This window comes from Citrobacter sedlakii (genome assembly GCF_018128425.1).
Taxonomy (GTDB): Bacteria; Pseudomonadota; Gammaproteobacteria; order Enterobacterales; family Enterobacteriaceae; genus Citrobacter_A; species Citrobacter_A sedlakii.
Genome location: NZ_CP071070.1, coordinates 1,238,400 through 1,262,178, shown reverse-complemented (window position 1 = coordinate 1,262,178; position 23,779 = coordinate 1,238,400). Strand labels below are relative to the sequence as shown.

Genomic DNA, 23,779 nt, shown 5'->3' with positions numbered 1-23,779 from the left:
ACCTGCCTCAGTTTTTTTCGCGAATCCCCATCAGCTCTTTGGTGTACGCCATGCCGATGCTGTCAAAAGCACGCGGATAGTTTTGCAGGAGAACAATAACGTTTTCGCGGGTGAACTCGTCAGGAAGAGCCCATCCTTCGACAATTTCCATGAGGTAGTCAGCTTGCGGCTCGATAACAGCCTTTTTACCTTCCGCAGCCTTTTGCATCTTCGCATCCATGGAGCGCAGCTCTTCAAGCGTTTTATGGCGGAAAGTGAACGTCAGCTTGCCGTCTTCGGCACCAGCGCGTGGAATGTTCGCGGTCACAGAAAAAGTTGGGTTGGGGATCAGAGAAAATTTGGTCATTACGGTTCCTAAAAAAGACTTTGGTTTCAGTAGCGAAGAAAGCCCGGCGTACCGGGCTTGAGTGGTTAGCTGACCGTGACGGCGCAAGCAGCAGAGGTGATAGTTTTACCCGCCGCGTCAGTGACTTCGCAGGTGTAAGAACCAGCATCACCGGATACCACAGATGGAATGTTGAACGTCGAGGCGGTTTTGCCAGGAATAGCGGTGCTGCCTTTCTTCCAAACGTAGGTGTAAGGTGCTGAGCCGCCCTTCATTACCACCGCCAGATCCAGCGCTGCGCCTGTGGCAACCGATTTGGTGGATGGCAGGTCGGTCAGGAACGCCAGCGGCGTCACGGATGAATCGGCGATCGGGTAAATCTGCATGTCCGATTCGAAGTTCATGCGCGCCTCGTTACTTTCCACGGCGTTGATTTCCGTGCGCGGTACGCGCTGGAACGATACCTTGGCTGAGTAGAAACGATCGGCTTTGCCGCGTGGGTTATGGAACCAGACCGCCGTTGTGTCGCTGGAGTCATCCAGGTCAATGAGGCGTTTGTAGATCGCCAGTTGAGGGTCGTGTGCAAAGGTGTAAACCTGAACCACCGCGTTTTTAAACGTTGGGATGGTTCGCGCTTTGTCATCTTCCAGGAACTGCACGCTGATGGTCTGCTGGTCACCACCTTCAGTCGATAGTGTCATCACCTGAGGCATGGTGATCCATGAGTCGATTTTGCGCAGCGTGCCCGCGCCAGTGCCTGCCGGGAATTTGGTGGTGTCGGTAGTATCGAATGCTTCCAGTACGATTTTATTACTGGTCACCGATTTTACGCGCAGCACCATGTTATCGAGCTTTAACCAGCCGGAACTCACCTGAACTACGTCACCGGCCAGAATGCCGGAGGCCGATGCAACGGTCAGTTCGCATTCCGTCGCGTTAGAGGCTGCGGTAAAGGTGATTGGGGCTTGATAGGCCTTGGCCACGTTCACACGCGAGCCGTTAGGGATTGCGAATGCCATAGCACTCTCCTGAATTTAGCTAATAAAAAACCCGCCATCTGGCGGGTCAGTAGTCAGCGCGGTACTGCATGCTGACGGGAATGGTGTAGGTTATGGAGCCACTGGACCCGTTGGGCGCCGAGGTTGGCCGGTCCTGGATGGGTTGTCTCACCTGCGGCGGCCCGTTGATGTAAACCGTCAGCTCACCGTCCACCAGCGGCAGTCCTTCAGGGAATGCATCTGCCACCGACTGGGCAAGCCCTCTCGCCTGGCTCACGCCTGAGCCTGCGGGAGTAATGATGTTTACCTGCAAGATCCCCTGATAGGTACGCATCAGACCTTCTATGTCCTGACCTACAGTTTGTGCAGGTAAAACATAAACACGGGCGTATGGCGCATCCGGTGGATCGAATACGATATTCGGCCAGGCGATCGGCAAGCCGAGAGAAGCCGAGATTATGGCTACCCGGCTCTCCAGCAGGTCAGCTATTCGCATGGACTGATCACCGACCATTGCGTACCTCGCTCATTGCCTCTCGGAAATATTGCGCAGCATCCAATGCGGTCAGTCCGACCATGCCGCCGGGCGCCTGATTCGAATGACCATTCTCCAGCGCCGGGGCATATGGCAGGTTATTGGTAAAGTAAATCGAGTTCACCTGCCCCACCCGGAACACTTCGAGCACCGCCAGCCCGCGGGAGTTGGAACCCTGCCCGGAAGCATCTGGGGTATCGTTCATCTCTGTAGGCTGGCTATCGAGCCCCACATACCAGTTATTTTTAAACCGCCCCCCGACATAACCATCTGGCTTTTTGATGTCCATCGAATCGTTGACACGCAGGCCTCGCCTGAGCCGCCCAGATTTTGTGAGGTTGGCCGGATCATCACGTAGCGCCGCGTTATGCTCTCGCACTGCGGTGTTATAGGCCGATGCCGTTTGATTGACTTTCCAAATTTCAGGCTGCCCAACAGGTGAAATGTCCACCAACCGACCGAGGATTTTGATACCCGTCCGGCGGACTACCTCCTCAATCTCCTGCTTTGAACCATCGACAAACAACTGAATGGCAGCCAGGAACGGCTGATTTACAGCACTGGTCATAATCAGGTCCTCAGCTGGATGTTGTAGGAAATCAGCACGTCTGCCGGCTTAACCGGATTCGGCTGAACCACGCGCCACTTTTTGCCGTCGATATCAATGAGGTCGCCAATGCGCACCTCCGTTTCAAACGTGGCCGCCAGTTTCTTATCGCCCGTAGCAATCAGTGAACCGTCGATTTCATGCGTGGAGTATTCGGTGATAACGCCGGTAACGGTCGCAGTAATAGGCTCGGTGATAACCTCTTTCCCGTAATGCTCGCGGGTGGTAGTACCTCCGCGAGTCAGTTGGTAGGCTTTGCCGTTCTCCGTCAGCAGCCGCGTTGCCGTAGCGCGCATGCGGCGATAGTCTATTGCCATGCTACCCCCTTTCGATCCGGACCTGGTTGCCGCCCACCACAAGCCCGCGCAGCGAGGAATAGAACCAAGGGAATGATGGAGTGGCCTTATTCGTTCCCGGCTCGTACTGCACAGAGACTGCCCCCTGTACGCTCTCAGCTATGACCGCGCCGCCACCGGAGGCCGACGGCGTGAGGTCAATCTCCTGCGACTCTATAGCCAGGCGGCATTGGGCATCAATCAGGCGCTGTGGAATAGCATCATCCGGAAGGTCCACACCATCGAAGCGCACGCCGGAGCGCGGCCATGATAGCGGCTGTGATGCGCTGGAGCGCTGACCACGCCAGGACCTTCCTTCCAGATAGTCCATCGCCTGCATCAGCATCTGGCTGCACTCGGCATCTTCGGCAGGAATGGTGTAACCGCGCGCGTCGGCAAAGATCCGCAGGTCGGACACGCTGGAATAGCTGTTAAAGTCAGGCGAATAGGGATCGGCAACCAGCATGGTTATTCCTCCAGACGCCAGTCCAGCGCCAGCCAGTTATCCACTTCGTCAGGATGAACATCTGCGCGCAGCGGGCCGCCTGGGAATTCTGGGGTGTCGCGAACCATGACCACCAGATTAATACCCTGCTGTTCCTGCTGCTGTTCCTGCTGCTGTTCCTGCTGCTGTTCCTGCTGCTGTTCCTGCTGCTGTTCCTGCTGCTGTTCCTGCTGCTGTTCCTGCTGCTGTTCCTGCTGCTGTTCCTGCTGGGCAGGGTTATTATCTGCGGACTGCTGAGCTGCAAGCTTTTCCGCTTCACGCTGAGCGCGCTGTTCTCTGGTTAATCCGGCCATTGGGCCTCCTGAAAAAAAGGGCCGAAGCCCCTTGGGTTAACCCATGATGATGGCGGAATGGCGTGGCGCCACGGATGCCACCCCCCATGCCAGCCCCACTTCGTAACGCACCTGGCGGTACTGGCGGTACAGCGCCACCTGGAAGGTGATGCCAGATTTCGGGTCGGTTACATTCATGACGTCATCAGCAGTATCGCCACCTTCAGGCATCGCCGGGGTACGGCTGGCCAGCAGGAATGCCCCGCGGTCGAACGCCATGTTCGGGGTGAACTCACTGAGTACGGTGATGGCCGTCTCGTCTGCCAGGTCTTGGCGCAGGCCCGGCGAGCTGATGGTGATGCTTGAGGACGTGGCCGCGACGACAAGATACTGGTTGTCGTCACCATCGAACTTCACTGCGGTGCCAACCGCAATACCACCAGTTCCGGCGGAGATGGCAATGATGATATCGCCTTCTTTTTTCGCACCGTTGACCTTATAGCCCGCTGCGGTGCTCTTCGCGGTGCGCTTGATGCTGAATGACTCATGGAGATTGAAGCCCATGATGCGACCGATAACGCCTTCACGCAGCAACTGGTCGGTTCCTGCCTCATTCGCTTTGAAGAGGACGGCCTGTTTACCGCGGATGGACGCCATCGCTTCGCCGCCAAGCACCATACGTAAATCGGTAGTTGGCGCGCCGTTATCCGTCAGAATCTGACGGGCCAGCGCAGCATCAGACAAATCGTCTTTAACACTGAACGGAGTATCTTTCGGCGTACCAACTGCGCGCGAGGAGTTGAAGTACAGCGCGGCCAGATCAGCATCAACTTCGTTGGCAAGAGCACGAAAAGCCTGTTTGAACTGATCTGCCAGAATGGTGTTGTAGGTTCCTGCTGGGCCAAGCGCCAGCTGCTCTTCACCATTCCATTTCACTGGGGCCATTTTGGATTTGGTAATTTTTACATCCACACCGCCGATAGTCTGATCACCTGAATTAGGTGCAGACGGCCCTGGAACGATATCCTCAGTGGTGGCCGGAGGCGCGACTGGTGCACGCACGGTCTGGTCTTTGGCAGCTGCATCTGCTTTCGCGTCACGCGCCACCGCAGGAATAAAACCAGTTTGCTCGCGGGACACTACATCCAGCGCGGTATAGATGGTCGGGATCAGACCAGTAAGGGTATTGCCTGCCATTTATGGCTCCTTTCGATTTAATCGACGATGCTGACGCCATCTTTCAGTGCTGATTGCTTACCAGCAGCGTCCAGGGAATCAAACGCATCGCGTTTCATGGTTTTCTGCCCGGCCTGATGCTGCGATTGGTGAGAACCACCGCCGCTGTTACCGGACGCTTTGAGGATGTAGTCTTTCTGCGGGTGCGACTCGACCAGAGATTCCAGAGCTTCATCGAAGCTGGCCAGCTCGCCAGGCTTGGTACGGGAAAACACCTTGTTGCCCTGGCCGTCGTAGGCCACAACCTTGCCGTCTTCGATTTTGAAATTCTGTCCGAAGTACGAACGCACGAACTCACTCGGGATCGCCATCTTCTCGGAGATGAATTTGGAGCCACCGAAGCGCCCGCCAATCATCTCGTCGTACAGTTGGCTTTCCAGTTGCTGAGCTTTTCCGTTCGCTTCGTCCAGCTGCTGCTGGAAGACCTTAGTGATCTCCGCCTTTACCTGGTCGACGGCACCAGCATCGATCAGCTTCTTCTGGTCGATTTTGGTCATCATCTCCAGGGCTTCGAGCGCCTTGGCCGGGTCACTGATGCCAGAGAATTTCGCGAGGTTGGCTTCCGCCGCTTCCTTCGCTTCACGGTGAGTTTTCGCCTCACCATTCAGGGAGGTGATTTTTGTCATCGCTGCGACCGCATCAAACGGGATCTCTTTGCCGTCATCATGGACGTACACAGGCATACCGTTTTCAACGACCACATTTCCGTTAGCATCAAGTTTCAGTTTCATTATTTTTGCTCCAGCCTTCCGGCCATACGTAATGGGTCATCCGACCCGGGCACCGCGTCGCATCCGCTCAGCGGCAGGCATAAAAAAAGCTGCCCGGAGGCAGCCTGTTAGATAAATTCGATGGTTATGTAACCGCGCAGCTTGCGGGAATAAATTTCACCCCGCTTTTGCTTGTGGATCCGTAACGGGTGTGGATGAATACAGGCGATACCACGTTTGACATCAGCCCATACACAGCTCTTTATCTCATTGCCATTAACGAACACCCTTCGCCTTCCACGACCATCTCCAACGTAGTGAAAATCTTCGTTACGCATACCCTATTCCTCAAACGCCGACGCATCCACGCGGCGCAGTTCGTCCAGGGTCAGAAACTCCCCGGCATCATTGAACATCTCAGGCACGGTGATTTTGCCGTCACGCAGCATCCGCGCGCGAGTAACGCCCAGCACCTGCTCCTGCCGTGCGTACGGTTGCCTGACGAGCCATTCGGCATAGCTGGTATGCGATGGCACCTGTCCATCCATCGAAGCGCGTGTGGCGCTGCTCAGTTCGCCAGAGGCTATCTGCAATTCCTCCCACGATTTAGTGATCAGAATTTCGCATGAGCGACAGCAGAAATGAATTTTGCCGGGCCCGCGCAGGTATGGGATTGCATGGCCCAGCGGCTTACCATCGAGCGAATAGAGTTTGCGATCTCGGATGATGCACCACTGGCTGGTATGGGTGTCCAGCGTCGAAGACCACTGCTTGGCCTTTACGATATCGCTGTTAGCCAGTGCAAATTCCTGGCGCGCTGTAGCGGCCACGTGGTTCACCGCCGTGCGGGTTACTACTGCAAGGTCACGACGTGAAACATTTATAACCCCGTCCTGGCGGTGGAGTTGCGGCGTGCCGGCGACCCGCTTCACAATCTGCTCGACGGTTTCACCCTGAAGAAATCCGGTGCGCACGGCACTGGTAATTTTTTCCAGCCGATCCGATTCGAGTTTCTTGCCCCACTCTTTCAGCAATCTCCCCTGAAAAGGTTGCGCCACCGCAGAGGCGTAGACCTGCTCTGGAGCAATGCTTTGCAGCGGGACGTGCTTAAGCACCTGGCCGGGAATGAGGCTGCTGAACAGGTCAAACTGATACCCGGTCTCATAATCAGCGTAACGCGTCAGTTCGCGCATCAGAGCAGCATTGACCGGTTCGTAGGCCTGCTGGTTTAGATCCCGCACACCAGCCAGTAGCGATGCAAGGCGGCGCGCGCTGTAGGTGTCGGCACGCTTACCCTCCAGCAGCACCAGCAGCCGGGCAGCCAGATCAGCATCCATCCTGTTTAGAAGCGCCACCATTCGCCGGGCAACGCCAGTGCCGTAGCGCGTCACGTAAAGCCCATGAGCTATTGTCTCATCCTGCAACCTGTCGTTTACCGAGCGAGCCATATCACACCTCGCCAGGTGGCGGTTCAGTTAATGATGCTGACTCAGCAAGCAACTCGCTCAGAACTACATCGGGATCAGCGTCGGCATCAATGAGGTTGAGTTTTTGCAGGGCTTTGATCGCATCAATACGACGAAGGTCACCGCCCTGGCGCAGCGACTGAATGGCCATCGCCGCTGGTGGATTAAACTCTTTCGACTCGACATCAAGCTCGGTGCGTACGTCAACGTTGCCGCCTTCCGCTTCACCGATGTACTCAGCCATAATTTGCAGGATATTGTCGATCGCATCTTCGAGACTTGTCGCCATGGTGTAGAGCGGTGACTGCTCCTGCATTTTCTCTTCAGAAGTCTGGTCTACCGATTTGGTAGAGGTATTTTCGGTGCGCAGCAACTTCGCGCCCGCCTGACGCATTTGCTCCACCAGCTCTGCCAGCGACTCTTTGCCTGCACCGATGGATGAGCCTGTATGTTCGACGTATTCCAGGCCCTGGGTGTTCCGATCGGAGAATGACGTGGCAGAGGAAGAGCCAATCACTAATTCCTGATTCTGCTCGAGACCGAATACTGTCAGTATCGGCACCCGGGCGACATGCAGAATGTTGTCCTGCTCGCTCTGGCTCTGCCAGTGCTTAATGTTCAGCAGGGCCATATTGAGCAATGGAGGTGAACCACACATAAACCCGGTGCGTTTGGTGTAGAGCGTGACCAGAGTGATATCCTGGCGGGATGTCTGCCACTCCTCGAATAGCGCCCAGTTCGCGGCACCGTCAGCATCTTTGGCCTTGCGGTAAATTTCCACCTTTCCAGGTGTCAGGTACCGTATTTGCTCGACCTTGGTCTGCCCGAAGTCGTCGCCGTCTTCGACCACAACCTCTTTGATACGCAGCGCAGTCAGCACCACTTTGCCGTCCACCATTTTCGACTTCCAGCCAATTACCTGGCGTGGATTGAGCATGGTGACATAGGGGCGCGCGCCGGTAGCTTTCTCTTCAGCTTTGGTTTTCACCTTTTCGGTGTCCACCCTGGGATAATCCACCAGCGCGTGGGAGAGTCCATACTGCATCGCCAGACCAAAGAATGCCTGCGCCCAGACGTCCAGGCGCGTCCCTTCAAGGTCGAAGTTTTTCGCATACTCTCGCAGCTGATCCGGCACATTCTCGGCAAGCTTAATAGGCTCGGCGAATACACGCCCGATGTTTTGCTTAATGGTCTCTTCGTAGGCTGGCAGAAGCGTGGCTACGGCCAAACGTTTTTTGTAGTCCTCCCTGTCTTCTTTCGGCCAGCGCGGTAGATATTGTTCGCCCAGCTGTCGCATATAGAGCGTGCCGCCCATCAGGGCATCGTTGATATCCCACGCCTCGACCATGTTCCCATAGTCCAGATTGGGTGTTGAGATGTCAGGCATGGAGTTAAATCCGTAGTTGAGTGACTTTTCCGGTCGGCTTGATGATCGGGAATTGCTTCACGATGAAATAGCCACCAGCATCATTGGGGTGATCGTTGTCGGCTGATTTATCCGGTTCGCCGTTTGCCGCCCATACCTGCTGCTCAAGGCTGTCGGTATAGACCGGGCAGCGAGCAACATTGACTTTGTAGCGGCGCTCGCCGTTGCCATTGCAGAACATGGCGTTCATGGAATTGATGCGATCCTTCACTGGCGGGTTGGCTGCGTTTACCACCACGCTGAATCCTGCCTGCTTGAGCTGCGCAATATCGGTGGCGCTGGCGTTATTGGACTTTCGTGAATCGCCGGAAGCATCCGGATAGATATAAATCTGCCTGGAGGCAACATAGCGCCCGCCCTCGTAGCGCCAGAACTCTTCCTGGATACGCTTTATCATGGCTGGCGTGTCATAAACTTTTACCAATTCGCGTACCGCGCGCGGCTCGCCATTGCGAAGCACGTGGACGATGGCCGCCATTTTGCCTACGTTAAAGTCCATGCCGATATAGAGCGGTTCGCCTGCCTGTTCTTCATCAGTACAGTTATTCAGTCGTCGATCGAACTGGTGATAGATGGTGCCGCTGGTCAGGTTGGTGAAGCGCCCCCTCAGATACGCCTTAATCAGCTCCGGCGGGTAGGAATTCATCAGCGAAGGGATGTAATCCGCGGGCAGGTTCTTCGCGTTGTCAAACGTGCTGGCCTGTATCAGACCGTACAGGGCTGAGAGCTCTGGCTTTTCACGTACTGCCTTCACGAATTGCTGGTAGACGAATTTGAACCCTTCTGGCGTGGTCGTGACGTCAATACCGTTACGCAGCCCATCAACCTTATAACGCATACGGGCAATGATTTTTCGCCAAGCCTGCTGCGCTTTGGCAGCCGCCATAACGTCCAGCTCATCCACCATCGCGTTACCGATTTTGAAGCCAACTATCGAGCCTGGCTTCTCCATCGAGCGGCAGATTGTGGTCCCGCGGAACCGTCGCCCCTCATAGAAGTGAACCTCTTTGTTCCCCTCATTGATTTTGACGCTCAGCCCCCAGTCAAAGGCCACCTCTTCGATCGTCGGGTAGAAGATGTCACGAATCTGCGGGTACGTCGGCGCGAAATAGCCCTGGTTGATTTTCGGATGCTCCCACATCCCTTTGCAGATACCACCACAACCCACCCACGTTTTACCGGAACCGAATCCGGCAACGTAGGCTTTAAACTTGTGCTCCATCGCGAGGAAGCGAGCCTGCGGGATGTTAAGTGTCGGGTTGATCCCCATCTTCTTCTCTCGCATCCACTACGTTGATATTGATCTGCACTGGCGTTGGTTCGTCATCATCACCATCACCGGCCAGCTCTTTGCGGAGTTTTTCCACCTCCAACTGCCGGCGGTCGATTTCAATTTGCTGGAGACGCTGCGCAAATTCGCTATCCGCCAGACCAAGCCGCTTCATTACCGCTTCGAACATTCGCTCACGGCTGATAGCGGTTATCTCGACGCCATTCTTCCCCAGCTTCACACCGGAATAAGCCAGAGCAGCAACAGGGGAGAGTTTCCGAGTGTCGGCGAAATACGGCTGGCCAATACCATCGCCGTTGCATCGCGGACATCCAGGGTTAGGCTCTCGGGTGTGATCGTAGCCATAGCCGCCAACATCGACGGGCTCGCGACTTTTCCGCTCAAGCGCTTCGAGGCGTTTCTCTTCGAACTCCACCATATCGCGCCATTGGTATTGGTAACCGAAGCCCCAGCAGTAACGACACGCGCCACGGCGATACTGCGAAAGCTGGTTTGCATCGAAGGTGGCGAGTTGCCACATCTGCGCCAGGACTTCATCGGCATCGGCAAGCGTACGCACAATGGAGGCTTTTTGCTGCTGCGCAATCGCCTGCGCAACGTTAGGATTCGCTATGAGTTGACGACCATAGTTTGGGTCACTATATCCTGCGCGTGCAGCGGCGGCAGTGGCGTTATTGTCCTTCAGGTATTCCGCGACAAATAAACGCTGTTGGGCAGTAAGACCGTCATCATCCACCAACTCTTTTGCGCATTTTTCCTTTTGCGCAGTGCGCAGTTTTTTCTGCGCAGGTTTTTGCGCAGTTGGTCTTTTTATGTATCGGCGGGCTGTTGCGTAATTCAGTCCCTGCGCTTCACACCAATCCTTCGGTGATACGCCGGTAGCGGCATTGTCGGACAGGAACCGTTGCTGAAGCTCGCCCCAGTCCGGTTTTGCCATTGTTTTACTCCGTTATTTTGATTCGATGGTCGCCATAAAGTGAAATACGCTTAAGCTTTCTCAGTGAATTGACGATAATGATTCCAGTGGCTGATAGAAAAGGAAGAACAATGATTAGATGTGTAACTCCCGCCTATAAAAAAATCTGGAATATTTGCGAAAATTCAGATCAAAGCGATAAGGCAGTGATTCTTATCGTTAACAGTGCTTGGGCAAAAGAAGTTGCCTTGGCTCAATTCAAAGAGGATGGGTACGACCCAATAAGCACCAAGCTGACTTCTATCAGAGAATGGATGACGCACGGCGGAGAGCTAAACCCATCGATAATGCACATTTCTCGCGATGGCATAACAAGGTTTGACGAAGGTAGAACTCGCGCGATCGTGGCTGACGAAAAAGGCTACCATGACTATCCGATCGCAACCACTTACCGCCACGCTATGAATCTCAAGGAGCACTGGGGCTCAGTATCGAGTGCAAAAAAGGTGTTTGATTTTACTGAGTGCTGGGATCGTATAGATAACGCGATAATCTTAGGAAATCCATAAATACTGGCATATGCGTTAAACGTATATGCACGTTTAAACCGATGAGGTACTCGCAACAGCACATTTCCAGCTTGTCTGTGAGTACCAGTGTTTATCTCATTAAAGGGAATAAATATGAGCATGCCGCAACCAATAGCTAACATGCTTTTGTTGCAGATGATGACCCAGCCAAAAGACATCAAACTTGCTGCAATCTATGCGTTAGGCGAAGGTAGATGCCAAGCGGATAACATTACCCAGGAACTACACAAATTAAGCCAAAGTGATGATATAGAGATTAGAATCGCAGCCATTAAGGCACTTGGTCGGTTATATCGATAAATACTGTGATTTCGCCATTACGATGGGTCTGCCCATGGTGATGGCAATAAAAAGCCTCGCGAATTCGAGGCCTGTCCCCTTAAAACCAGTTTGAATTAGTCATCATCCCTACGTAGATGAATTGAAACTGACTCCCCGCCACCGATAAATCCGCCATAATGGTCGAATGTTCCTTCGTGTTCCAATATAGCAACCACGGCGGCCGTCTCAGTGTTATTCATCCCGAGCTCATCTGCGATCTCTTGTTTTATCTCCGTCAAATCAACGACTTTCTTGCCAATGTTTTCTAACCGATTAATCATCCCACTCCAATCATCGTTAGAAATCTCAATGATTTCCGCATTAGCATTCATACCGACGGTAGGATCAATAACTACCCCATCGCTATTCCTTTTGTACTGAAAAATACCGGCCTGACCACCTTGGTAACCGCCTAATGTTTGTAATACTTTCATGTGCATCCATCTCCATACAGTAAGAATGGAAATATAATCGGCACACAAGTAGAAGATCTTTAATTTATAAACTCATTGCTTGCTTCTTATGGCAGTTCGCCTGCCACGTTTTGTTATGCGCCAGGATGTCGCGCTTCGTCTGCTTGTCCAGCACATCCCAGTCGTGAGCCGTGCCGTAGATGGGCTTAACCCAATCGCAGGCCGTGTCCACTACCTCAATCCTTGCGGATCCAGTTGTCGCGCAGCTCGCGATCAACATCGTCGCCACGCATATGGTTAACAGTCTGCTGTACATTACTGGCCTCTTTCGTTACTTCCACCCGGCGCTCTGCTACCGCTACCGTTGCTGCGGCGTTCTCTTCGGTGCGCTGCTTGTCTGCTTTGGCTTCCGCTGTGCTGGTGCCGCGCGCATGGCCGAAACCAAAAGCACCAGCGATAGCTGCAATCACCGCTGCGGCCAGCCCGATAATCATTTCAATTCCCATAGCAGCCTCACACCAGCACGGCTTTTGCCAGATTGAACCGACGACGGCGGTCATCAAGACCGTTTTTACCGCCGTTGATGATGATCGTGATACGTTCCACATCGCCGGAATACACAAGGCATCCGCTGGTGGCAAAGAACCACGCTGCGGAACGCGCTGCATTTTCGTCCTGCTCCAGCAACTCCGGCTGAGTAACCAGATCCAGTTTTAGCGCCAGGCCGCATTTGCGATAGTTGATTAACCCTGTGATTTGCTTCAGCCCGCGCCCGCGATATTTCCACCCGTCACCGGCAACCTGATTGCCCAGGTTCTTTTTGCCCCACTCGCCGCCGTAAACCAGGTTAGCAATCGCTTTCTGATTTGCCGGTTGCGTTGCCGTTCTGCCGAGCGCGGCGGCCTGCTGTGCCGTGATACGGTGCTTGCCGAATACGGGAACAAGACGATCGGCTGTGTAGTTCAGGCTTTCCACCAGCTTTTCATACCCGCCGGACTCATGCCCCATCTGCGCTATGAACATGGACTGATCGAGCGGCGCAGTGATGCCGAATTCTATCATTGCCGTGTCGATATGCGGAAACCAGCGCGCGGCCAGTCCGACGCTTATACCAGCCGCCAGCTGAAATTGTTGTTGATTCATTTGATTACCCCGATATTGAGGCAGGACAAAAAACTACTGACAAAGTGTGATGTAATGAATGCGAAACAGAGTTTGACTAAAGTCGATACTCCACCTCATTAGAACAACACCAGGCCTCGAACTTTCAGGGAAGCGGAGATGTCGCGCTTCCCTTTTTTATTTCTGAAGAATGTTGATTAAACGTGCCACGTTTCCCCGAGCCCACAGCACGGCGGCGCAAATCAGGATATTAATGATGACCACCATCCAGTGTGATTCCTGGTAGAGGCCGAACAGATAGCGGAATGGGATGCTGGCATAAACCAGTACAGTGAAATAAGCGAGTAGAGAAACTATTGGGCGATGCCTGGCACCATCACGCTGGTAAAACATCAGAGCGAGAACGATGACCGCGCAAATACCAGCATTGATCATCGCTGAAGGATCACTTGTTACCATTGCTGGCCCCTCCTCCGCGCAATCTCGAAAGCATACTGAACAAGCTTCCCAAATCCTGACTGTTGATGAAGGTAAGAAGTTTGATAGCCAACGCAGCCACTGCCACAGCGCCGAGAGCATCAAGCGGCCTGTCACTGTAACCTGTCCACTTGGCAAGGTACGAACCAACAAGCCCTGCTCCGAGAACGCCAACAATAAACGACGTCACGAAATAGCAAACCAACTTTATCCTGCTGATGTTTGCTGCTGTCGCTACGTAGAACACGGCCCCTGCGAAAGCGCCAAACACCACGCCATAATCAATACCGGTTGCGATGCCAAAAACACTGGCACCCATAAGCCCACCAGCGGCAACCGTAGTGCCAGAAACAGGATCGGACATTTAGCCCCCTCTATTGCTGTGAGTCCTCTCAGTACGAGGGGAAATAAAAAAGGCCGCCCGGAGGCAGCCTGATCAAAAATAAGTTTTTTAACCTGGTGGATCTAACGGACCAGCCAGGATACTGACTTCACTGTTGTGACAAATTGCATCATCCCGGGTTAAGTGCCATACGCCAGGTACAATTTCGCCGGTTGATATATCTTCGAACTCTTCACTCTTGAAATATGCCACCTGGACAGAGTCAACGTGCTTAATCCAGTAGAACCCTTCCTGCATAGGTCACCTCATCACTGATAGAGTAGACAGTATAGCGGTACGGCAACGTCATAGCAGACTGAATAATAGATGTGTTTAAACAAACCGGCATTAATATGAGGCACTCCATCCAACAAACCACCCACGGTTGTACGGATATTAACGGAGTGCTTTTGGATGAGCGCTGAACCCAAAGGTCAGTATTTTTACACCGCAATTTTGCAAAAAGCAGCGCCCATTCAAAACTTGAGCGGTAAGCGGGAATCGAACCCGCATCATCAGTCTGGAAGGCTGAGGTAATAGACATTATACGATGACCGCATGGTCCGCCATCGAGGATTCGAACCCCGAACCACAGAGGTAGAAGCTCCGTGCTCTTTCCAGTTAAGCTAATGGCGGAAAAAATTGACCAGTGAAGTCCACTGGTCATGGGTCATGCAGTTGTCTCTGCGAAACGGGTGTATCCCCACCCAGTGTTTTCAGTATCGAGAGCATTATCAAATGCCATATTAACTATAGCATCGCAGAAAAAAGTCATACTGATAATTCCCAATAACTCACTTCTGAAAGGCTCTATGGTTGTATTGCGTTGTACATAGCGCAAAAAATACCGATTGGCAGACTTAGAAATGGAAAACCCCGCACGATGGCGAGGCTTGAATTTGTTTGGTCGATGATTGAAGCTATGGCGACGATATCAGATTTACTCAAAATATATGCTATTTAATTGACTTTTGCAATACCCTGCTGTGAAAAGGTCGCTTTTTGTTGTGATCTTGTTTTCACCAGACAAAGCAGAGATTCGGTATCAAGCCTTTTAAAGAGGTGATACATTGTGCGCCAGTAATTACTATAGTTTTTGCTCCAGTTATCTGGCTTAACACCCACCAGCGCAGCCAGATCGCCATACTGATACACATCCTTACCGGCCAACTCAGCTTTCACATCCTGCGCCGCCAGCCAGATTAACTGGCGCAGCCGCTCCATCGTTTTCTTCGCCACCCGCTTACCTTCCAGTTGCTGACTGAACTGTTCCCACGCCGATCGAGTTATTACCACCTGATGGTCCCAGTTAATGTTCTCGCTGTAGTTCCATAGCAACCAGGCTTTCTGGTGCTCTTCGAGGGACAGCAGCGCGCGGCGCCATGATGCGGTTGAGTATTCAACTGGCTGCACCAGCGGAATTGCACTCCCTTTCGCCAATGATTGCTTGCCGGGGATCGGAGGGTTATTCAGCGTTATCAATTTTCCGGTCACTTCATCCCGGATGCGCTGTTTTTTTCGTGGATAGTTCTTCGTATCGAACTGGGCGTTCTCCAACCATGCCATCAGCTGCCCTTTCGTGGCGCCACTCAGATCTGCTGTCGCTACAATGAGCTGCTGGCGCACATATTCCAGATATTGTGTGTTCATTGCGTGGCTCCTGCTGAAAGGTAGATGCGAATAAAATTCCGGAGGATGCGGTAATCCACCAGCACCGATCCCCGGTAGCGGTAGATGCGAAGGCGCTGCCAGCGCGCGCGGAGTACCTCAAGCGTTTCTGGCTTCATGTGACCTCCCCGATGATAATTTGCCCGGTTTCTCCCCAGATTTTGGTAACCCGTCCGTCCCAGACATGGCTATCTTCGTCAAACACCGCATCCAGTAGAGCCTTTTCCAGGTTGTCTTTGTCAGGCTTTTGTTGGTGAGGCCGGCCGACATATTGCGCCCGCTTTGTCTTACTCCAGCTCTTTGGCATAGGGATGACGAACGTGACGTGATATCCGGACTCTGGCAGACGGATGCCCAACAACCGGACCTGTTCTTTATATGCCCAGTACGCTGCTGTTGCTGGTCGTTTATGCCATCGGTCACGCTGAGTCATTCGGGGCTTGCCAATCGGCGTAATTTCGTAAATTTTCATGCGGGCACCACCAGCCCGCGGCGGGCAACTTCAATCACTGTCAGAACAATCGCGCGGTCCATAAGCTGTCGACGCTCCTCCCTGTTCAGCTTATTCCCGTTATCAATGCTGTCATGACAGCAAACACAGAGCGCAGCTGTCGCACAGTCATCGGTTTTTAATCCCATGCCTTTCCCTTCGTTCCGGTGTGCCACCTGCATCCCCCATGCTCCACAAAGAACACAACGCTCTATCTGCCCGACGGCGGCGAGCCATTTTTTGCTGCGATAAATAGCCATGCTCACCCCCACGCCCTGTTTTGCCAGACGCGGCTCGGGCGAGGCGCTTTGTCGCCTTCCGGCAGCCGGGCGCTGACAGTCCAGGTGAGATAATCGGAGTTCAGGCTGCGCTCTACCTTCACACCGCGGCGCCGGTAGTTAGCCACCAGTTCGTCGGCCTGTTCGGTTGTGCAGTCAGAGTGATGGAACCAGCTATATTTCATCCCCATCACCCCGCAAAGCTCATAAGCTGGGAGGCGGCGTTTTCGGCTTCTTCTTGCGTGCGGAACGTGCGGGACAGTATCCAGCGCCAGAGAACGTCGAGCGCGGCTTTGTACAGCTGCTGGAACTCGGTTTCGTCCATATTGGCAAATGCAATGCTGCGAGGATGCTTGCGGAGGGTGCCGTCCGGTAGCTGGATAGCGTCGTAGTGGCCGGACTCGATGGTCACCCACGCACGATAGGCGTCAAAGGATTTGCAGGCACTGATGCTGCCGGCGCGCTTATCAGCGATGCGATCGAGATACTGTTCGGCGGCGTCAAGAAGTGCGCCCTCATTCCCACCATAGGAAGCCAGGAATTTTGCGTAGCCGGTCACCAGCTTGCGTTCGTTGGATGAGATCGCGCCGCCGGTAGGCTCCCAGTATTCGAAGCCCAGATTCAGCAGAGCGAAGAAGCGGCGATGAAACGCAGGATTGCGTACCTGTTTGAAGTCGGCCACCAGCACGGCGCCGAGCTTAATTTTTGATTGCAATAAATCGCTGGTCTCCGGCGTAGCCGGGATCAGGATCCCTGAGGACTGCTTAATGAGTTGTAACTGCGCCATGGTATTCACTCCGTGGCGCATCGCGGTCAGGTTGCTGGTTGTTCAGGCCAGCTCAAGAATTATGATTGCGTACGTAGTGACAAGTCAATTTTTAGAAGCCATTTCCCGGACAATTTCCATGATGGTTTCTTTTGACCAGTAAAGATCATCTCTGGATAACTTTCTGGGTGTTACAGCCCCCTCTCTGCTTGTAATAATATACCGTTCCTCTGCTCTAATCCTGAACGACAGAACCTCAAGCCCTCTTCCATCAGTAATGGTCACCCGAAAATTATCAGCAAGATCTGATTGAACTATATCCGCCACGTAATCCCCCTGAGCGACATACAGACGCAATTAAAAAATGTCGGCAGCAGCATCAAAGGTATACACATTGCGGTATTCGGATAAATGCGCGCCAGCCCTAAGCGCTATGTTAATAAAACCAATCGTCAGCGCTCTCCCAGGTCTCCTGGAGGATCATTTCAATTTGCTTTTTATCGTCCTTGGCAGCGCCATAAACATTAAGTCCATCAGATCCGGCTCGTCGAATCACCAGGCTGCAATCTTCATACTGATTGTTAAGCCGCTTAAGCAGCTCCTTCTCAAGTGCAGCCTCCGCACCGTCAGGAAGTTTTTTAGTGCGATCAATGGTTAACTCAACTTTCATTATTGCCTCCATTGCATATACTGTACTTTTATACAGTATACCTGTGAGAGCAAATGATCAACGTCTTTAAAGCACAAAATGTTAATTTTCTGTCAGGAGGTAAAAAAATAATCCGCCATATCCTATTGAACTCTAAGATTTTTTAGATGCAAATCCCTCCGACTGGCAAAGCCCGGGTAAATTGGCACGCACCTGTTCCATAGTGAAGGCAGAAAGAACTGATTGCTTACTCAACCACTTGCTGTGCATACTTATGACACTACACATTAACTCATTATCAGTTATAAGCGAGTTTCCTCTCCCTCAAGAACGATTTACGTCTCGTCCCTAGTCCATGATGTGAGTTTAGATCCGATCTACTTAAAGCGTAGAGGTAAAATATCATCTAAAATTTGTCAAAAACTCAACCTTTTCATAGATAAAATACAATAGCTTAAGTATAATCTGGATAACTTTGAGTTCAATTTATAGAATTGGAATTTTTGGGAAATGAAAAAAATATCCAGAAGAGATGCAAAGGCAACTTTCCTACGCGGATGGTTAAGATTTATTCTAAGCGTTGAAAGGAAAAAAAATAAGAAACCCAAAAAGGGAAGAGATGGGAATTTGCGTTTTACCGATGATACAACACCTATTCAAAATCAAGTTGTATCATTTATTGAAAATATTTCCGTCATCACAGAATATGACTCATCCATACTTCGTCGCGATGCGGAAAAAATATTAATCCCTAAACATTTTGATTTGTATGATAACCCTGAAAAATCTCTGTTATTCATTAGTGCCGCAGCAAAATTAATAGCACGAGGGAAGAGAAAATCATATACATTTAATTATAAGAAAAATAAGACTCACTGCTTAGGGTTAGAATGTCTTCTTGGTGTAGCGCTCACTGCAGCCAGACAAAACAACATTTATTTTAAAGATAGTACAATTCAAATTAATGGGGTTTATCCCAAAGATGAGCAGTATCTTGAAATCATTCGAGATATTGGGCTAGTAAAAGAAATAAGCAATGCAGATCCTGGAAAAGTACTTGATGCAACAGAAGCATCTAAGAAAGTCAATCCTAAGCAGAGAATATTTTCCGCTGATAGCATTGGGAAAGAAAATGCCTCAGCATTTGCTCATGACACTAAAAATATTACGGCTGAAAAATTCACCAAATACATTAACAGATGTCTCAACGACCACGAATTGAAACTTGTTAGTGATGCAGAAAAACATTTAACTTCGTGCATGGGTGAACTTCTCGATAATGCCGAAAGACACTGCGGGTTAGAACAACGATCTCGTTGGTATCTACGCGGATTTGTTAATAACAACGTAAAGAATCCAATTTGTGAAATAGCTGTATTTAACTTTGGACAAACTATTGATGAAACGTTTAACAATTTACCTGACAATCATTTTTCATTAAGTAAACAGGTTACTCCATATGTAAATAAACATATTAAAAAACGAGGTATGTTTAAAGAAGGCTTGATTACGGTTGCTGCTTTACAAGGGCGTGTAAGTTGTAAAAATGAGAAAGAAACAGATAGTTCAGGCACAGGAACTATTGAATTACTTAAACTATTCCAAGACATGTACGATAATCTGAAGAAAATGGGTCGTGACATCAAAGGTGGCGTAAAAATGACTTTGATATCAGGTTGTACACATATCAATTTCGATGGTTCCTATCAATTAAAACAAAAATTAGTAAATGATGCTGAAAGCGATATCTTTACATACCCATTTAACAATATAGGGCTTGAATCTGAACCGGATCGCACCTATCTTAAGCGTATGAAAGACGCTCGGTTCCCTGGTGTAATGATCAATATTCGTTTTCCTTTACCAGCAAACGCCACACAGCGGACTTGAGGAAAAGGTACATGAAAATGTCAGATATTATCATAGATTTCAATAGATTAGTTAAAGATAGCAATAAGAGACTTTTTGCTGGTCGTTCTAATGGACGACAAGCATTTAGTTTCTTTGGTATAGATGGCTTTTCAGTATCCAGTAACGATAGGTTATACCTATCAATACCAAAGGGAATTGTAGTATCAAGCTCATACTTTTTGGGTATGCTTGAGACTATTTTACCAAAGTTTGCATCCCCAAGTGAGTTTTACAATCGAACAATTCTTGATGGCCATGAATATAAAGAAGGGATGCTTTCGGAATTGGATCGTGCTGTAAGGAGAGGTTTGCATAAAAATGAACCTTTCTTTTAAAAGTATTATGTCTTTAAAAATGACAGCATTGTCTGTCATTTTTTTTGTTTTTCCAACAGCTTGCTCAGTTTATGCTTATTCAAAAAGCGAGACGGAACAACATGCTAAAAATGCTGTTTCAGAAAATTCATTCAAACCATTAGAGCCATATTTGAGTAAGACACCAACATCCATTTATTTTTCAGGGAACCAAAACCTAAATTTTTTAAAATGTGAGACCAAAGAAAACACCTTTCACAAATCCTTACTTTATAAAAATGGAAACACCTTAATTAATCATTATCAACATCAGGTTCCTACTACCTCTCAAGAAATATTCAATATCGTAGAATCTCCGGAAAACGAACCTGAATGGATATCCATCTTCATTTCACTCATTGCTGTAATTTCTTCTTTTGTTGTTCCTTATCGTTTACATCAAAAAGAAAGACATGAATCTATTAATGAGGGTTACTGGATACGGGAAGTAATTATGCCAAAGATAAATGATTTGGCTTTCAAAGTGACAGCAGCTTTTAAAAGTGCTATAACATTGTCTGAGGATGAATTTGTAGACACTTTGAGTAACTCTCTCCTTCCAAAATTAGGAGAACTCCGTGACTCATTGTACTTATTCAATGGTTTTAAATCGTTACAAGATGACATTGAAGTACTTGAAGGCATTTGCGATGAATTAGAAGAAAAGGTATCTGATAATATAGGCGCCCCTAATGAAACCAGAATAACTGATATTTCAATATTTCATACAAAGTTGATTACGAAGTTGATAGATACACATCGAAAAATTGGTTAATTTATCGACATAAATATTTTCACACAACGCCCATACAAATTAGAGAATGCCGTAAATTCCGGCATTCTCTAATATTCACTACTATACACAATTTTTCCAACACGCAGAAAAAATCTCGACCATCGGTAGGATTTATAAAAATCACTTTGATTTTATCATCATCAAATTATAATATTCTTTCAATACATAATATTTTAGAGTTAATATTTTATTAATATTTTTATTAGACCTGTTTAATATTCCCATACTTTTCCTTCTGCCTCAAGCACTCCATCAGACTCTAATCTTCCCCTTATCGATGCCAGCGTCACCCTGTGGCTTGTTATCAAGACCGCGACGGAGCATGTTAATAACGCGCAAATTTATTACATCGCCGCTTTCCAGAACGGCAGACAGAGCAGCATGAGCGTTGTCAGCCATAGCCTCCAGTTCTGCTATGCGCTTTTCAGCGACCTCCAGCGCGAGTTCTGCCTTGTTCGCCCACTCACCCTCAGATTCAGCCAGTCCGTGGTAATGACACTTTTCCGCCTCGTATGCGCTGGCGTAGCCGTTAGCTCTGTCCAGCTCATCCAGCAGCGCCTCATGACAGGCATTCCATGCATGCCACATGTAGGTGTAATGGGATCCGGGGTAACTACCGTCTTGATTGCGGTGCTTTTTAAGGATCCCCCACGGAAGAGCTCCAGATTGCTCAGCCCACCGTTCAAAGGCCTCGCGGGTTTTTTCTTCCTGCGCCGGTTTGTCGATGTTGCTCATTGGGCAGCCTCCTCAAACAAAACCTCACCTTCAATGCCGCCAACCTGATAAATAATCGAACCGTCCTCACGATATTCCATCGGTGCTGCGCTCCAGCCCTCACCGTTTAGATCGTCATCATCACCAACCTGTACAAAGCCACCGGCGACTACGCGTGCGAGGTACATTTCACCTTCAGTCCAGTACCCTTCGGTGTCCTTTAGGCATTTGATAAAAATTGGATTGCTCATGCATGCCTCCGTTCGAAATAGACATACTGGTTAACCGCGGTGATCGGCATTTCCAATTTTTCCGCTATCTCCCGGCGACTGATGCCCTCCTGGTGTAGCTCCCGCGCCAGTTCAATATCGGCCTGACGATATTTCGCTGACTGGTGGTAATCACCCCGCAAATACAGTTTGATGCCCTGCTCGCGCGCTTTTGAGCGTACCGCGGCCCCGGTTCTTCCAATCAGCCGGCCAATGTTTTCAACAGTCATAGTCCCGGCGCATTGCCGGATAATCATGATTTCTGCCCGAACCCACTTGCTCATAATTCTCCCCCTTCAAATCAATCCAGCGTCTTTGCGTTGTTTGTACTTAGCCATCAGCATCTCAGCCGGAGTCGGCCCGGCGGCCACTTTTGGTGCGGACAATGCGCGACGGATAGGTGGCACGGGCTTACCAGCCAGAACCCGCTTTTCCCAGTCATGCAGGATGTCGCCAGCGGCCCGGATAAGTTCCTTTTCGCTGAGTTGCCCCTCCGTTCCACGACGGCGCAACTCCAGGCAGACGTGGTAATACAGCGGGTTTTTATCCCTCCAGGGGAATTGCTCGCTGGTCGGATAGCGAAAAACCAGCTTTCGCCACCGCCAGTATTCGCTCATGATGTCGTCCACACTGATCCCTAGCGCGCCACTCCCCTCGCGGCACCACGAAATAAACTGACCTGGAGACGGCCAAAACGGAGACTGACTGGAGCGGGCTTTTTGCATACCGGCGGAAAGCTGTTCACGCGAGGTAATGCCTGACTCCGCGAAAGCGGCGATCCATTGCTGCTTCGCAACGCGAATATCACCGTCAGTGCGTAGGTTCGTCTGAGTGGATGCCGGAAATACCTGCATGAGGTTTTCAAAAAGCATATCCACCAGCTTTTCAGCAGCGGAATTCACCACTTTTCGCTCATTGCCGACCATGCGCGCCAGCATGTCGCCGTCACGATTTTCAATTGCACGATACAGATCAGGTGTCATAGAAATTTCTCCCATGCTTCAGGGCTATTCCAGTGCGGTCCTGTTTCGGATTTATTTGCTCTGACATCTGCGCGTTGCTTGCGAGTGGTGTCTTTACGCTGGAGGGTCAGGGTGTCCCATTTAGCTCGTAGCTTTGCGGGCGAAAGGATGTTTGAATGCCAGAACGCGTCTTTGCTTGCCCACTGAAACAGCTCGCAGATTTCACGGTGGCTGTGTCCGTCAAGTTCACGCATCAGGCGTATATCGTTAGCCCAGGCCACAAGACCGGGTTTCTTCGGAAAGGGTTTTACTTTTTCAAGCAGTGCGATGATCCATTCTGCGCACTGCTGGTCTTCAGCAGTTCCCCACTTGGTGAAATTGGGGGTGTAAATCGCAGCTTCAGGATGGGCAGATAAAAATTTCTTCAGGCGGTCGTCTGAGGACTCGTCAGAATCCTCGGACGATGATCTTTTAATATTGTTATTGTTATAGTCTTGGGTGTTTACCGTTTCCGGGAAAGTTTTTCCTGTTTTCGGGAAGACTTTTCCCGATTTCGGGAAGACTTTTCCCGTTTTCGGTTTGTCTAAAATCCAGGCTGATAGCTCAGTATTTATACCGACAATTTTCATCACGCCCTGTTTGTGACTAAAAATAATTCCACGCTCAGCCAGGGACCTGATCGCATCAGAAACATGCGAATCTGACAGCCCTGTAAGACCAGAAATTACAGTGTTCGTAACCCGATCCTGTTTTTTATTCCATCCGTAGGTAAGCCAGATCACCGCTTCAAGGCACTGCCATTCCCGCCCTGACATGCGAAGGCGCGGTTTAAGCTTCTGAATCTCGTTTGCGATCCTGGTGTACCCATTGGACAGGTCGGCCATGTGACCTCCTGTTTGCTCGGTTCTTATGGGAAAATTGATAACTTCAGCGGTATTTGACATACTCATCTCCGCAATTACCTACCGTTTTTGCACACGAAGACTGGCTGTGTTG

38 protein-coding genes and 2 tRNA genes are annotated in these 23,779 nt (G+C 50.5%); 5 read left to right on the top strand and 35 right to left on the bottom strand.

Features of this window, described 5'->3' with window-relative positions; all coding sequences use genetic code 11:
* Nucleotides 1–7: 7 nt before the first annotated feature.
* The 14 genes from JY391_RS06040 to JY391_RS05975 all read right to left on the bottom strand — a co-directional run bounded on the left by JY391_RS06040 (nt 8) and on the right by JY391_RS05975 (nt 10,643).
* On the bottom strand, nt 8–346 hold the full coding sequence (locus JY391_RS06040) for a phage tail assembly chaperone (RefSeq protein WP_063945428.1): 339 nt from the start codon (nt 344–346) through the stop codon (nt 8–10).
* Between the two features lie 65 nt (nt 347–411).
* Nucleotides 412–1,344: a phage tail tube protein gene (locus tag JY391_RS06035; RefSeq protein ID WP_063945429.1), complete on the bottom strand. Its 933-nt coding sequence runs from the start codon at nt 1,342–1,344 to the stop codon at nt 412–414.
* A gap of 46 nt (nt 1,345–1,390) precedes the next feature.
* Entirely contained in the window at nt 1,391–1,819 is a 429-nt protein-coding gene (locus tag JY391_RS06030; protein WP_229264096.1) for a phage tail terminator-like protein, read from the bottom strand.
* A 7-nt stretch (nt 1,820–1,826) separates the two neighbouring features.
* A complete protein-coding gene (locus JY391_RS06025; RefSeq protein WP_211935401.1) occupies nt 1,827–2,426 on the bottom strand; it encodes a hypothetical protein in 600 nt (199 codons plus the stop codon).
* A 2-nt stretch (nt 2,427–2,428) separates the two neighbouring features.
* A complete protein-coding gene (locus tag JY391_RS06020) occupies nt 2,429–2,782 on the bottom strand; it encodes a hypothetical protein (RefSeq protein WP_211935400.1) in 354 nt (117 codons plus the stop codon).
* A 1-nt stretch (nt 2,783) separates the two neighbouring features.
* A complete protein-coding gene (locus tag JY391_RS06015; RefSeq protein WP_211935399.1) occupies nt 2,784–3,266 on the bottom strand; it encodes a DnaT-like ssDNA-binding protein in 483 nt (160 codons plus the stop codon).
* 2 nt (nt 3,267–3,268) lie between these two features.
* Nucleotides 3,269–3,598 (bottom strand): hypothetical protein, encoded by a 330-nt coding sequence (locus JY391_RS06010; RefSeq protein WP_211935398.1) that lies wholly within the window; start codon nt 3,596–3,598, stop codon nt 3,269–3,271.
* Nucleotides 3,599–3,634: 36 nt separating this feature from the next.
* Complete coding sequence (locus JY391_RS06005) at nt 3,635–4,774, bottom strand: major capsid protein (RefSeq protein WP_063139349.1); 1,140 nt, start codon at nt 4,772–4,774, stop codon at nt 3,635–3,637.
* A gap of 17 nt (nt 4,775–4,791) precedes the next feature.
* Entirely contained in the window at nt 4,792–5,544 is a 753-nt protein-coding gene (locus tag JY391_RS06000) for a DUF6651 domain-containing protein (RefSeq protein ID WP_022651634.1), read from the bottom strand.
* 107 nt (nt 5,545–5,651) lie between these two features.
* Nucleotides 5,652–5,861 (bottom strand): hypothetical protein, encoded by a 210-nt coding sequence (locus JY391_RS05995; protein WP_211935397.1) that lies wholly within the window; start codon nt 5,859–5,861, stop codon nt 5,652–5,654.
* A gap of 3 nt (nt 5,862–5,864) precedes the next feature.
* The gene (locus JY391_RS05990; protein ID WP_211935396.1) at nt 5,865–6,971 is read right to left on the bottom strand and encodes a putative phage head morphogenesis protein; all 1,107 of its coding nucleotides are present in this window, start codon (nt 6,969–6,971) and stop codon (nt 5,865–5,867) included.
* 1 nt (nt 6,972) lies between these two features.
* Nucleotides 6,973–8,376: a DUF4055 domain-containing protein gene (locus JY391_RS05985; protein WP_211935395.1), complete on the bottom strand. Its 1,404-nt coding sequence runs from the start codon at nt 8,374–8,376 to the stop codon at nt 6,973–6,975.
* Nucleotides 8,377–8,380: 4 nt separating this feature from the next.
* Nucleotides 8,381–9,685: a terminase large subunit domain-containing protein gene (locus tag JY391_RS05980; protein ID WP_211935780.1), complete on the bottom strand. Its 1,305-nt coding sequence runs from the start codon at nt 9,683–9,685 to the stop codon at nt 8,381–8,383.
* Nucleotides 9,663–10,643: a terminase small subunit gene (locus tag JY391_RS05975; protein ID WP_211935394.1), complete on the bottom strand. Its 981-nt coding sequence runs from the start codon at nt 10,641–10,643 to the stop codon at nt 9,663–9,665. The genes JY391_RS05980 and JY391_RS05975 overlap by 23 nt, the downstream gene beginning before the upstream one ends.
* Nucleotides 10,644–10,720: 77 nt before the next feature.
* On the opposite strand from JY391_RS05975, the gene JY391_RS05970 reads away from it, so the two are divergent.
* Together JY391_RS05970 and JY391_RS05965 are read left to right on the top strand one after the other, a co-directional pair.
* Nucleotides 10,721–11,191, top strand: coding sequence for a hypothetical protein (locus tag JY391_RS05970; RefSeq protein WP_139267361.1), 471 nt, complete (start codon nt 10,721–10,723; stop codon nt 11,189–11,191).
* Nucleotides 11,192–11,311: 120 nt separating this feature from the next.
* Nucleotides 11,312–11,512, top strand: coding sequence for a HEAT repeat domain-containing protein (locus JY391_RS05965; protein ID WP_370906251.1), 201 nt, complete (start codon nt 11,312–11,314; stop codon nt 11,510–11,512).
* A 95-nt stretch (nt 11,513–11,607) separates the two neighbouring features.
* On the opposite strand, the gene JY391_RS05960 is transcribed toward JY391_RS05965, so the two are convergent.
* The 16 genes from JY391_RS05960 to JY391_RS05885 all read right to left on the bottom strand — a co-directional run bounded on the left by JY391_RS05960 (nt 11,608) and on the right by JY391_RS05885 (nt 17,799).
* Nucleotides 11,608–11,967 (bottom strand): hypothetical protein, encoded by a 360-nt coding sequence (locus tag JY391_RS05960; protein ID WP_071258647.1) that lies wholly within the window; start codon nt 11,965–11,967, stop codon nt 11,608–11,610.
* 64 nt (nt 11,968–12,031) lie between these two features.
* Nucleotides 12,032–12,178, bottom strand: a complete 147-nt coding sequence (locus JY391_RS05955) for a hypothetical protein (protein WP_229264095.1) — start codon at nt 12,176–12,178, stop codon at nt 12,032–12,034.
* Between the two features lie 4 nt (nt 12,179–12,182).
* The gene (locus tag JY391_RS05950) at nt 12,183–12,452 is read right to left on the bottom strand and encodes a hypothetical protein (protein ID WP_071258649.1); all 270 of its coding nucleotides are present in this window, start codon (nt 12,450–12,452) and stop codon (nt 12,183–12,185) included.
* Between the two features lie 7 nt (nt 12,453–12,459).
* Nucleotides 12,460–13,089, bottom strand: coding sequence for a glycoside hydrolase family 19 protein (locus JY391_RS05945; protein WP_211935393.1), 630 nt, complete (start codon nt 13,087–13,089; stop codon nt 12,460–12,462).
* Between the two features lie 156 nt (nt 13,090–13,245).
* Nucleotides 13,246–13,527 (bottom strand): phage holin family protein, encoded by a 282-nt coding sequence (locus JY391_RS05940; RefSeq protein WP_042291606.1) that lies wholly within the window; start codon nt 13,525–13,527, stop codon nt 13,246–13,248.
* Nucleotides 13,514–13,909 carry a phage holin family protein gene (locus JY391_RS05935; protein WP_042291608.1) on the bottom strand — a complete coding sequence of 132 codons (396 nt, stop codon included), beginning with the start codon at nt 13,907–13,909 and terminating at the stop codon, nt 13,514–13,516. Before JY391_RS05935 ends, JY391_RS05940 begins: the two co-directional genes overlap by 14 nt.
* Nucleotides 13,910–14,413: 504 nt before the next feature.
* Nucleotides 14,414–14,485: transfer RNA gene (locus JY391_RS05930), tRNA-Gly, on the bottom strand.
* Nucleotide 14,486: 1 nt separating this feature from the next.
* A tRNA-Arg gene (locus tag JY391_RS05925) sits at nt 14,487–14,563 on the bottom strand.
* A 324-nt stretch (nt 14,564–14,887) separates the two neighbouring features.
* Nucleotides 14,888–15,577 carry a bacteriophage antitermination protein Q gene (locus tag JY391_RS05920; RefSeq protein ID WP_199956080.1) on the bottom strand — a complete coding sequence of 230 codons (690 nt, stop codon included), beginning with the start codon at nt 15,575–15,577 and terminating at the stop codon, nt 14,888–14,890.
* On the bottom strand, nt 15,574–15,714 hold the full coding sequence (locus JY391_RS05915; protein ID WP_211935392.1) for a YlcG family protein: 141 nt from the start codon (nt 15,712–15,714) through the stop codon (nt 15,574–15,576). Before JY391_RS05915 ends, JY391_RS05920 begins: the two co-directional genes overlap by 4 nt.
* Nucleotides 15,711–16,067, bottom strand: coding sequence for a RusA family crossover junction endodeoxyribonuclease (locus JY391_RS05910; RefSeq protein WP_211935391.1), 357 nt, complete (start codon nt 16,065–16,067; stop codon nt 15,711–15,713). The genes JY391_RS05915 and JY391_RS05910 overlap by 4 nt, the downstream gene beginning before the upstream one ends.
* Complete coding sequence (locus JY391_RS05905) at nt 16,064–16,345, bottom strand: hypothetical protein (protein WP_211935390.1); 282 nt, start codon at nt 16,343–16,345, stop codon at nt 16,064–16,066. The genes JY391_RS05910 and JY391_RS05905 overlap by 4 nt, the downstream gene beginning before the upstream one ends.
* 2 nt (nt 16,346–16,347) lie before the next feature.
* Entirely contained in the window at nt 16,348–16,554 is a 207-nt protein-coding gene (locus JY391_RS05900) for a hypothetical protein (protein ID WP_211935389.1), read from the bottom strand.
* The gene (locus tag JY391_RS05895) at nt 16,554–17,150 is read right to left on the bottom strand and encodes a DUF1367 family protein (protein ID WP_211935779.1); all 597 of its coding nucleotides are present in this window, start codon (nt 17,148–17,150) and stop codon (nt 16,554–16,556) included. The genes JY391_RS05900 and JY391_RS05895 overlap by 1 nt, the downstream gene beginning before the upstream one ends.
* Before the next feature lie 84 nt (nt 17,151–17,234).
* On the bottom strand, nt 17,235–17,456 hold the full coding sequence (locus JY391_RS05890) for a hypothetical protein (protein WP_211935388.1): 222 nt from the start codon (nt 17,454–17,456) through the stop codon (nt 17,235–17,237).
* 109 nt (nt 17,457–17,565) lie between these two features.
* Entirely contained in the window at nt 17,566–17,799 is a 234-nt protein-coding gene (locus tag JY391_RS05885; RefSeq protein WP_211935387.1) for a DinI-like family protein, read from the bottom strand.
* 489 nt (nt 17,800–18,288) lie between these two features.
* Between JY391_RS05885 and JY391_RS05880 the strand changes: the two genes are divergently transcribed.
* The 3 genes from JY391_RS05880 to JY391_RS05870 are packed head-to-tail and all read left to right on the top strand — an operon-like array spanning nt 18,289 to nt 20,817.
* Entirely contained in the window at nt 18,289–19,668 is a 1,380-nt protein-coding gene (locus JY391_RS05880; protein WP_211935386.1) for a hypothetical protein, read from the top strand.
* An 11-nt stretch (nt 19,669–19,679) separates the two neighbouring features.
* Nucleotides 19,680–20,024, top strand: a complete 345-nt coding sequence (locus tag JY391_RS05875) for a hypothetical protein (RefSeq protein ID WP_211935844.1) — start codon at nt 19,680–19,682, stop codon at nt 20,022–20,024.
* Nucleotides 20,008–20,817 (top strand): hypothetical protein, encoded by an 810-nt coding sequence (locus JY391_RS05870; RefSeq protein WP_211935385.1) that lies wholly within the window; start codon nt 20,008–20,010, stop codon nt 20,815–20,817. Before JY391_RS05875 ends, JY391_RS05870 begins: the two co-directional genes overlap by 17 nt.
* A gap of 273 nt (nt 20,818–21,090) precedes the next feature.
* Here the strand turns inward: JY391_RS05870 and JY391_RS05865 are convergent, their stop codons facing one another.
* The 5 genes from JY391_RS05865 to JY391_RS05845 are packed head-to-tail and all read right to left on the bottom strand — an operon-like array spanning nt 21,091 to nt 23,727.
* The gene (locus JY391_RS05865; RefSeq protein ID WP_211935843.1) at nt 21,091–21,573 is read right to left on the bottom strand and encodes a phiTE_015 family protein; all 483 of its coding nucleotides are present in this window, start codon (nt 21,571–21,573) and stop codon (nt 21,091–21,093) included.
* Complete coding sequence (locus tag JY391_RS05860) at nt 21,570–21,803, bottom strand: hypothetical protein (RefSeq protein WP_211935384.1); 234 nt, start codon at nt 21,801–21,803, stop codon at nt 21,570–21,572. Before JY391_RS05860 ends, JY391_RS05865 begins: the two co-directional genes overlap by 4 nt.
* On the bottom strand, nt 21,800–22,105 hold the full coding sequence (locus JY391_RS05855) for a DNA-binding protein (RefSeq protein ID WP_211935383.1): 306 nt from the start codon (nt 22,103–22,105) through the stop codon (nt 21,800–21,802). The genes JY391_RS05860 and JY391_RS05855 overlap by 4 nt, the downstream gene beginning before the upstream one ends.
* A 12-nt stretch (nt 22,106–22,117) precedes the next feature.
* Nucleotides 22,118–22,804, bottom strand: coding sequence for a replication protein P (locus JY391_RS05850; RefSeq protein WP_211935382.1), 687 nt, complete (start codon nt 22,802–22,804; stop codon nt 22,118–22,120).
* A complete protein-coding gene (locus JY391_RS05845; protein ID WP_211935381.1) occupies nt 22,801–23,727 on the bottom strand; it encodes a phage replication protein O in 927 nt (308 codons plus the stop codon). Before JY391_RS05845 ends, JY391_RS05850 begins: the two co-directional genes overlap by 4 nt.
* Between the last annotated feature and the right edge of the window lie 52 nt (nt 23,728–23,779).

Excerpts from the sequence above, each read along its gene's own strand:
- JY391_RS05995 (WP_211935397.1), bottom strand. The coding sequence starts at position 5,861 with ATGCGTAACGAAGATTTTCACTACGTTGGAGATGGTCGTGGAAGGCGA.
- JY391_RS05875 (WP_211935844.1), top strand. The coding sequence starts at position 19,680 with ATGAAAATGTCAGATATTATCATAGATTTCAATAGATTAGTTAAAGAT.
- JY391_RS05860 (WP_211935384.1), bottom strand. The coding sequence starts at position 21,803 with ATGAGCAATCCAATTTTTATCAAATGCCTAAAGGACACCGAAGGGTAC.
- JY391_RS05845 (WP_211935381.1), bottom strand. The coding sequence starts at position 23,727 with ATGTCAAATACCGCTGAAGTTATCAATTTTCCCATAAGAACCGAGCAA.
- JY391_RS05910 (WP_211935391.1), bottom strand. The coding sequence starts at position 16,067 with ATGAAAATTTACGAAATTACGCCGATTGGCAAGCCCCGAATGACTCAG.
- JY391_RS05975 (WP_211935394.1), bottom strand. The coding sequence starts at position 10,643 with ATGGCAAAACCGGACTGGGGCGAGCTTCAGCAACGGTTCCTGTCCGAC.
- JY391_RS05935 (WP_042291608.1), bottom strand. The coding sequence starts at position 13,909 with ATGTCCGATCCTGTTTCTGGCACTACGGTTGCCGCTGGTGGGCTTATG.
- JY391_RS05865 (WP_211935843.1), bottom strand. The coding sequence starts at position 21,573 with ATGAGCAACATCGACAAACCGGCGCAGGAAGAAAAAACCCGCGAGGCC.
- JY391_RS05940 (WP_042291606.1), bottom strand. The coding sequence starts at position 13,527 with ATGGTAACAAGTGATCCTTCAGCGATGATCAATGCTGGTATTTGCGCG.
- JY391_RS05990 (WP_211935396.1), bottom strand. The coding sequence starts at position 6,971 with ATGGCTCGCTCGGTAAACGACAGGTTGCAGGATGAGACAATAGCTCAT.
- JY391_RS05980 (WP_211935780.1), bottom strand. The coding sequence starts at position 9,685 with ATGGGGATCAACCCGACACTTAACATCCCGCAGGCTCGCTTCCTCGCG.
- JY391_RS05960 (WP_071258647.1), bottom strand. The coding sequence starts at position 11,967 with ATGAAAGTATTACAAACATTAGGCGGTTACCAAGGTGGTCAGGCCGGT.
- JY391_RS05850 (WP_211935382.1), bottom strand. The coding sequence starts at position 22,804 with ATGACACCTGATCTGTATCGTGCAATTGAAAATCGTGACGGCGACATG.
- JY391_RS05965 (WP_370906251.1), top strand. The coding sequence starts at position 11,312 with ATGCCGCAACCAATAGCTAACATGCTTTTGTTGCAGATGATGACCCAG.
- JY391_RS05945 (WP_211935393.1), bottom strand. The coding sequence starts at position 13,089 with ATGAATCAACAACAATTTCAGCTGGCGGCTGGTATAAGCGTCGGACTG.
- JY391_RS05920 (WP_199956080.1), bottom strand. The coding sequence starts at position 15,577 with ATGAACACACAATATCTGGAATATGTGCGCCAGCAGCTCATTGTAGCG.
- JY391_RS06015 (WP_211935399.1), bottom strand. The coding sequence starts at position 3,266 with ATGCTGGTTGCCGATCCCTATTCGCCTGACTTTAACAGCTATTCCAGC.
- JY391_RS05970 (WP_139267361.1), top strand. The coding sequence starts at position 10,721 with ATGATTCCAGTGGCTGATAGAAAAGGAAGAACAATGATTAGATGTGTA.
- JY391_RS05905 (WP_211935390.1), bottom strand. The coding sequence starts at position 16,345 with ATGGCTATTTATCGCAGCAAAAAATGGCTCGCCGCCGTCGGGCAGATA.
- JY391_RS05870 (WP_211935385.1), top strand. The coding sequence starts at position 20,008 with ATGAACCTTTCTTTTAAAAGTATTATGTCTTTAAAAATGACAGCATTG.
- JY391_RS05900 (WP_211935389.1), bottom strand. The coding sequence starts at position 16,554 with ATGGGGATGAAATATAGCTGGTTCCATCACTCTGACTGCACAACCGAA.
- JY391_RS05985 (WP_211935395.1), bottom strand. The coding sequence starts at position 8,376 with ATGCCTGACATCTCAACACCCAATCTGGACTATGGGAACATGGTCGAG.
- JY391_RS06030 (WP_229264096.1), bottom strand. The coding sequence starts at position 1,819 with ATGCGAATAGCTGACCTGCTGGAGAGCCGGGTAGCCATAATCTCGGCT.
- JY391_RS06000 (WP_022651634.1), bottom strand. The coding sequence starts at position 5,544 with ATGAAACTGAAACTTGATGCTAACGGAAATGTGGTCGTTGAAAACGGT.
- JY391_RS06035 (WP_063945429.1), bottom strand. The coding sequence starts at position 1,344 with ATGGCATTCGCAATCCCTAACGGCTCGCGTGTGAACGTGGCCAAGGCC.
- JY391_RS06040 (WP_063945428.1), bottom strand. The coding sequence starts at position 346 with ATGACCAAATTTTCTCTGATCCCCAACCCAACTTTTTCTGTGACCGCG.
- JY391_RS06020 (WP_211935400.1), bottom strand. The coding sequence starts at position 2,782 with ATGGCAATAGACTATCGCCGCATGCGCGCTACGGCAACGCGGCTGCTG.
- JY391_RS05880 (WP_211935386.1), top strand. The coding sequence starts at position 18,289 with ATGAAAAAAATATCCAGAAGAGATGCAAAGGCAACTTTCCTACGCGGA.
- JY391_RS05855 (WP_211935383.1), bottom strand. The coding sequence starts at position 22,105 with ATGAGCAAGTGGGTTCGGGCAGAAATCATGATTATCCGGCAATGCGCC.
- JY391_RS06005 (WP_063139349.1), bottom strand. The coding sequence starts at position 4,774 with ATGGCAGGCAATACCCTTACTGGTCTGATCCCGACCATCTATACCGCG.
- JY391_RS05915 (WP_211935392.1), bottom strand. The coding sequence starts at position 15,714 with ATGAAGCCAGAAACGCTTGAGGTACTCCGCGCGCGCTGGCAGCGCCTT.
- JY391_RS05895 (WP_211935779.1), bottom strand. The coding sequence starts at position 17,150 with ATGGCGCAGTTACAACTCATTAAGCAGTCCTCAGGGATCCTGATCCCG.
- JY391_RS05885 (WP_211935387.1), bottom strand. The coding sequence starts at position 17,799 with ATGAAAGTTGAGTTAACCATTGATCGCACTAAAAAACTTCCTGACGGT.
- JY391_RS06010 (WP_211935398.1), bottom strand. The coding sequence starts at position 3,598 with ATGGCCGGATTAACCAGAGAACAGCGCGCTCAGCGTGAAGCGGAAAAG.
- JY391_RS05950 (WP_071258649.1), bottom strand. The coding sequence starts at position 12,452 with ATGGGAATTGAAATGATTATCGGGCTGGCCGCAGCGGTGATTGCAGCT.
- JY391_RS06025 (WP_211935401.1), bottom strand. The coding sequence starts at position 2,426 with ATGACCAGTGCTGTAAATCAGCCGTTCCTGGCTGCCATTCAGTTGTTT.